The sequence below is a fragment of the Neisseria sp. P0018.S001 genome, from assembly GCF_051957355.1.
Classification (GTDB): domain Bacteria; phylum Pseudomonadota; class Gammaproteobacteria; order Burkholderiales; family Neisseriaceae; genus Neisseria; species Neisseria subflava_A.
Genome location: NZ_JBQCWN010000026.1, coordinates 1 through 6,317 on the forward strand (window position 1 = coordinate 1; position 6,317 = coordinate 6,317).

Genomic DNA, 6,317 nt, shown 5'->3' on the forward strand with positions numbered 1-6,317 from the left:
GTGTTGACTGGTTTCGTTGTGAGGCGTATAGTTCGGTTCTTCGCTGCTGACGCGGTGAAGAAAACGAAGCAGACAGTATAACACAGTTAGTTAAAATTTTCGATAATTTTAGTTGACATTTGCTAAATGTACTGTATAATTCGATTCGCTCTTTAAAAAACAGATTACCGATAAGTGTGAGTGCATTAGGCCTCACACTGTTTGAAAGACAGACAAGATGATGTTTTAGACATTGTCCTGTCGGTTTCTTTGAAGCAGACCAGAAGTTATAAGTTAGAGATTGAACATAAGAGTTTGATCCTGGCTCAGATTGAACGCTGGCGGCATGCTTTACACATGCAAGTCGGACGGCAGCACAGAGAAGCTTGCTTCTTGGGTGGCGAGTGGCGAACGGGTGAGTAATATATCGGAACGTACCGAGTAATGGGGGATAACTAATCGAAAGATTAGCTAATACCGCATATTCTCTGAGGAGGAAAGCAGGGGACCTTCGGGCCTTGCGTTATTCGAGCGGCCGATATCTGATTAGCTAGTTGGTGGGGTAAAGGCCTACCAAGGCGACGATCAGTAGCGGGTCTGAGAGGATGATCCGCCACACTGGGACTGAGACACGGCCCAGACTCCTACGGGAGGCAGCAGTGGGGAATTTTGGACAATGGGCGCAAGCCTGATCCAGCCATGCCGCGTGTCTGAAGAAGGCCTTCGGGTTGTAAAGGACTTTTGTCAGGGAAGAAAAGGCTGTTGCTAATATCGACAGCTGATGACGGTACCTGAAGAATAAGCACCGGCTAACTACGTGCCAGCAGCCGCGGTAATACGTAGGGTGCGAGCGTTAATCGGAATTACTGGGCGTAAAGCGAGCGCAGACGGTTACTTAAGCAGGATGTGAAATCCCCGGGCTCAACCTGGGAACTGCGTTCTGAACTGGGTGACTAGAGTGTGTCAGAGGGAGGTAGAATTCCACGTGTAGCAGTGAAATGCGTAGAGATGTGGAGGAATACCGATGGCGAAGGCAGCCTCCTGGGATAACACTGACGTTCATGCTCGAAAGCGTGGGTAGCAAACAGGATTAGATACCCTGGTAGTCCACGCCCTAAACGATGTCAATTAGCTGTTGGGCAACTTGATTGCTTAGTAGCGTAGCTAACGCGTGAAATTGACCGCCTGGGGAGTACGGTCGCAAGATTAAAACTCAAAGGAATTGACGGGGACCCGCACAAGCGGTGGATGATGTGGATTAATTCGATGCAACGCGAAGAACCTTACCTGGTCTTGACATGTACGGAATCCTCCAGAGACGGAGGAGTGCCTTCGGGAGCCGTAACACAGGTGCTGCATGGCTGTCGTCAGCTCGTGTCGTGAGATGTTGGGTTAAGTCCCGCAACGAGCGCAACCCTTGTCATTAGTTGCCATCATTTAGTTGGGCACTCTAATGAGACTGCCGGTGACAAGCCGGAGGAAGGTGGGGATGACGTCAAGTCCTCATGGCCCTTATGACCAGGGCTTCACACGTCATACAATGGTCGGTACAGAGGGTAGCCAAGCCGCGAGGTGGAGCCAATCTCACAAAACCGATCGTAGTCCGGATTGCACTCTGCAACTCGAGTGCATGAAGTCGGAATCGCTAGTAATCGCAGGTCAGCATACTGCGGTGAATACGTTCCCGGGTCTTGTACACACCGCCCGTCACACCATGGGAGTGGGGGATACCAGAAGTAGGTAGGGTAACCGCAAGGAGCCCGCTTACCACGGTATGCTTCATGACTGGGGTGAAGTCGTAACAAGGTAGCCGTAGGGGAACCTGCGGCTGGATCACCTCCTTTCTAGAGAAAGAAGAGGTCTGATGCATTCACACTTATCGGTAAACTGTATAAAGATGCGGAAGAGAAAAGCTTGAGTGAAGACAAGATTCGCTTAAGAAGAGAATCCGGGTTTGTAGCTCAGCTGGTTAGAGCACACGCTTGATAAGCGTGGGGTCGGAGGTTCAAGTCCTCCCAGACCCACCAAGAACGGGGGCATAGCTCAGTTGGTAGAGCACCTGCTTTGCAAGCAGGGGGTCATCGGTTCGATCCCGTTTGCCTCCACCAAGAACTTTACAAATCAAAGGAAGCCTGCTATACTTAGCAGCTTATTTTGATTTGCGAAGTGAAATATCGACGCATCGATCTTTAACAAATTGGAAAGCCGAAATCAACAAACAAAGACAATGAGTTTGTTTTGATTTTTTGTTCTTTGCAAAGGATAAAAAATCTCTCGCAAGAGAAAAGAAAACAAACACAGTATTTGGGTGATGATTGTATCGACTTAATCCTGAAACACAAAAGGCAGGATTAAGACACAACAAAGCAGTAAGCTTTATCAAAGTAGGAATTTCAAGTTTGCTTCCCTAGTCAACGGGTAGGTAAACGAAGTCAAAGAGGTTCTTGAAATGATAGAGTCAAGTGAATAAGTGCATCAGGTGGATGCCTTGGCGATGATAGGCGATGAAGGACGTGTAAGCCTGCGAAAAGCGTGGGGGAGCTGGCAATAAAGCTATGATCCCGCGATGTCCGAATGGGGAAACCCACCTCTTAGGAGGTATCCTTATCTGAATACATAGGATAAGCGAAGCGAACCCGGAGAACTGAACCATCTAAGTACCCGGAGGAAAAGAAATCAACCGAGATTCCGCAAGTAGTGGCGAGCGAACGCGGAGGAGCCTGTACGTGATAACTGTCGAGATAGAAGAACAAGCTGGGAAGCTTGACCATAGTGGGTGATAGTCCCGTATTCGAAATCTCAATAGTGGTACTAAGCGTACGAAAAGTAGGGCGGGACACGTGAAATCCTGTCTGAATATGGGGGGACCATCCTCCAAGGCTAAATACTCATCATCGACCGATAGTGAACCAGTACCGTGAGGGAAAGGCGAAAAGAACCCCGGGAGGGGAGTGAAATAGAACCTGAAACCTGATGCATACAAACAGTGGGAGCACCCTTGTGGTGTGACTGCGTACCTTTTGTATAATGGGTCAACGACTTACATTCAGTAGCGAGCTTAACCGAATAGGGGAGGCGTAGGGAAACCGAGTCTTAATAGGGCGAATAGTTGCTGGGTGTAGACCCGAAACCGAGTGATCTATCCATGGCCAGGTTGAAGGTGCCGTAACAGGTACTGGAGGACCGAACCCACGCATGTTGCAAAATGCGGGGATGAGCTGTGGATAGGGGTGAAAGGCTAAACAAACTCGGAGATAGCTGGTTCTCCCCGAAAACTATTTAGGTAGTGCCTCGAGCAAGACACTGATGGGGGTAAAGCACTGTTATGGCTAGGGGGTTATTGCAACTTACCAACCCATGGCAAACTAAGAATACCATCAAGTGGTTCCTCGGGAGACAGACAGCGGGTGCTAACGTCCGTTGTCAAGAGGGAAACAACCCAGACCGCCAGCTAAGGTCCCAAATGATAGATTAAGTGGTAAACGAAGTGGGAAGGCCCAGACAGCCAGGATGTTGGCTTAGAAGCAGCCATCATTTAAAGAAAGCGTAATAGCTCACTGGTCGAGTCGTCCTGCGCGGAAGATGTAACGGGGCTCAAATCTATAACCGAAGCTGCGGATGCCAGTTTACTGGCATGGTAGGGGAGCGTTCTGTAGGCCGATGAAGGTGCATTGTAAAGTGTGCTGGAGGTATCAGAAGTGCGAATGTTGACATGAGTAGCGATAAAGCGGGTGAAAAGCCCGCTCGCCGAAAGCCCAAGGTTTCCTACGCAACGTTCATCGGCGTAGGGTGAGTCGGCCCCTAAGGCGAGGCAGAAATGCGTAGTCGATGGGAAACAGGTTAATATTCCTGTACTTGATTCAAATGCGATGTGGGGACGGAGAAGGTTAGGTTAGCAAGCTGTTGGAATAGCTTGTTTAAGCCGGTAGGTGGAAGACTTAGGCAAATCCGGGTCTTCTTAACACCGAGAAGTGATGACGAGTGTCTACGGACATGAAGTAACCAATACCACGCTTCCAGGAAAAGCCACTAAGCTTCAGTTTGAATTGAACCGTACCGCAAACCGACACAGGTGGGCAGGATGAGAATTCTAAGGCGCTTGAGAGAACTCAGGAGAAGGAACTCGGCAAATTGATACCGTAACTTCGGGAGAAGGTATGCCCTCTAAGGTTAAGGACTTGCTCCGTAAGCCCTGGAGGGTCGCAGAGAATAGGTGGCTGCGACTGTTTATTAAAAACACAGCACTCTGCTAACACGAAAGTGGACGTATAGGGTGTGACGCCTGCCCGGTGCTGGAAGGTTAATTGAAGATGTGCAAGCATCGGATCGAAGCCCCAGTAAACGGCGGCCGTAACTATAACGGTCCTAAGGTAGCGAAATTCCTTGTCGGGTAAGTTCCGACCCGCACGAATGGCGTAACGATGGCCACACTGTCTCCTCCTGAGACTCAGCGAAGTTGAAGTGGTTGTGAAGATGCAATCTACCCGCTGCTAGACGGAAAGACCCCGTGAACCTTTACTGTAGCTTTGCATTGGACTTTGAAGTCACTTGTGTAGGATAGGTGGGAGGCTTTGAAGCAGAGACGCCAGTCTCTGTGGAGCCGTCCTTGAAATACCACCCTGGTGTCTTTGAGGTTCTAACCCAGACCCGTAATCCGGGTCGGGGACCGTGCATGGTAGGCAGTTTGACTGGGGCGGTCTCCTCCCAAAGAGTAACGGAGGAGTTCGAAGGTTACCTAGGTCCGGTCGGAAATCGGACTGATAGTGCAATGGCAAAAGGTAGCTTAACTGCGAGACCGACAAGTCGAGCAGGTGCGAAAGCAGGACATAGTGATCCGGTGGTTCTGTATGGAAGGGCCATCGCTCAACGGATAAAAGGTACTCCGGGGATAACAGGCTGATTCCGCCCAAGAGTTCATATCGACGGCGGAGTTTGGCACCTCGATGTCGGCTCATCACATCCTGGGGCTGTAGTCGGTCCCAAGGGTATGGCTGTTCGCCATTTAAAGTGGTACGTGAGCTGGGTTTAAAACGTCGTGAGACAGTTTGGTCCCTATCTGCAGTGGGCGTTGGAAGTTTGACGGGGGCTGCTCCTAGTACGAGAGGACCGGAGTGGACGAACCTCTGGTGTACCGGTTGTAACGCCAGTTGCATAGCCGGGTAGCTAAGTTCGGAAGAGATAAGCGCTGAAAGCATCTAAGCGCGAAACTCGCCTGAAGATGAGACTTCCCTTGTGGTTTAACCACACTAAAGAGTCGTTCGAGACCAGGACGTTGATAGGTGGGGTGTGGAAGCGCGGTAACGCGTGAAGCTAACCCATACTAATTGCTCGTGAGGCTTGACTCTATCATTTGAAGAACTTCAAAGATAAAAGCTTACTGACTGATTCAGTCATCACCAAATAATTGATTAAGGCTTTACCGATTTGTAACAGTTTAAGTTTGGCGGCCATAGCGAGTTGGTCCCACGCCTTCCCATCCCGAACAGGACCGTGAAACGACTCAGCGCCGATGATAGTGTGGTTCTTCCATGTGAAAGTAGGTCACCGCCAAACACCCATTCCGAAGCCCCCGACTGATGTCGGGGGCTTTTTACATGCCTGTCAGTTCTGTCGGTTTGACGATAGGAGGTAGGGTAATGGGTGCAAGGATATTGATGAACCGATACCCATTCCGATGCCTATTGAGTGTTCGTGCATGCTTGTTGTTTAAATTAAAGGATGACAACTCTGTTGTTATTCTTGAACAAAAGTACCGAAAGTTACGGTTAACTGTTTAGAATATTTGAAATAAAATGATATTTGCGTTAATATGGCGTAAGCATTTATGCGGGTATGGGCTGTTGCCCTATCTGCGTATGTGACAGTGTTTACAGAGTGGGATAAAACCATTCGGTAGACTTTATGACTGATTCAATCAAATATGTTATGGGAAAAAATCTGATGAAGAAATTTTTATTTGGTGCATTTGCCGCCGTCTGTGCAGCATTCTCTTTGGCCGCCGTGAACATTAATACCGCGTCTTCTGCCGAACTGGAGGCCTTGCCGGGTATCGGCCCGGCTAAGGCGAAAGCGATTGTGGAATACCGTCAGAAGAACGGTGCGTTCAAATCGGTGGAGGAGCTGAAAAACGTGAAGGGCATCGGTGATGCGGTACTGAACAAATTGAAGGCGGAGGCGACGGTTTCTCCTGCCGCGCCTAAGGCCGCACAGCCTGCCGTGAAAAAATAAGCCTGACGGTTAACTGCCGTATGCCGCCCCGAGGCTGAACCGTTTGCCGGTTCGGGCTGACGGGCGGCTTTGTATGGGCAGTGGCAATGAAGACTTGGACCAATGGGGGC

Annotated in this window: 1 protein-coding gene, 2 tRNA genes and 3 rRNA genes; all 6 read left to right on the forward strand. The window is 49.7% G+C overall.

Annotated features, from left to right (window positions below; genetic code table 11):
* Positions 1-282 precede the first annotated feature (282 nt).
* The 6 genes from ACTHTJ_RS10460 to ACTHTJ_RS10485 all read left to right on the forward strand — a co-directional run bounded on the left by ACTHTJ_RS10460 (position 283) and on the right by ACTHTJ_RS10485 (position 6,207).
* A 16S ribosomal RNA gene (locus ACTHTJ_RS10460) occupies positions 283-1,823 on the forward strand.
* Between the two features lie 106 nt (positions 1,824-1,929).
* Positions 1,930-2,006, forward strand: a tRNA-Ile gene (locus ACTHTJ_RS10465).
* Positions 2,007-2,011: 5 nt separating this feature from the next.
* A tRNA-Ala gene (locus tag ACTHTJ_RS10470) sits at positions 2,012-2,087 on the forward strand.
* Between the two features lie 348 nt (positions 2,088-2,435).
* Positions 2,436-5,324: ribosomal RNA gene (locus tag ACTHTJ_RS10475) — 23S ribosomal RNA — on the forward strand.
* A 94-nt stretch (positions 5,325-5,418) separates the two neighbouring features.
* Positions 5,419-5,532, forward strand: a 5S ribosomal RNA gene (rrf, locus tag ACTHTJ_RS10480).
* Together the 16S, 23S and 5S rRNA genes with 2 tRNA genes alongside form the textbook arrangement of a ribosomal RNA operon.
* A 387-nt stretch (positions 5,533-5,919) precedes the next feature.
* Positions 5,920-6,207: a ComEA family DNA-binding protein gene (locus ACTHTJ_RS10485; protein ID WP_070460228.1), complete on the forward strand. Its 288-nt coding sequence runs from the start codon at positions 5,920-5,922 to the stop codon at positions 6,205-6,207.
* Positions 6,208-6,317: the final 110 nt, after the last annotated feature.

What these genes read in the sequence shown, in the direction of transcription:
- ACTHTJ_RS10485 (WP_070460228.1), top strand. Translation starts at nt 5,920, where the DNA reads ATGAAGAAATTTTTATTTGGTGCATTTGCCGCCGTCTGTGCAGCATTC.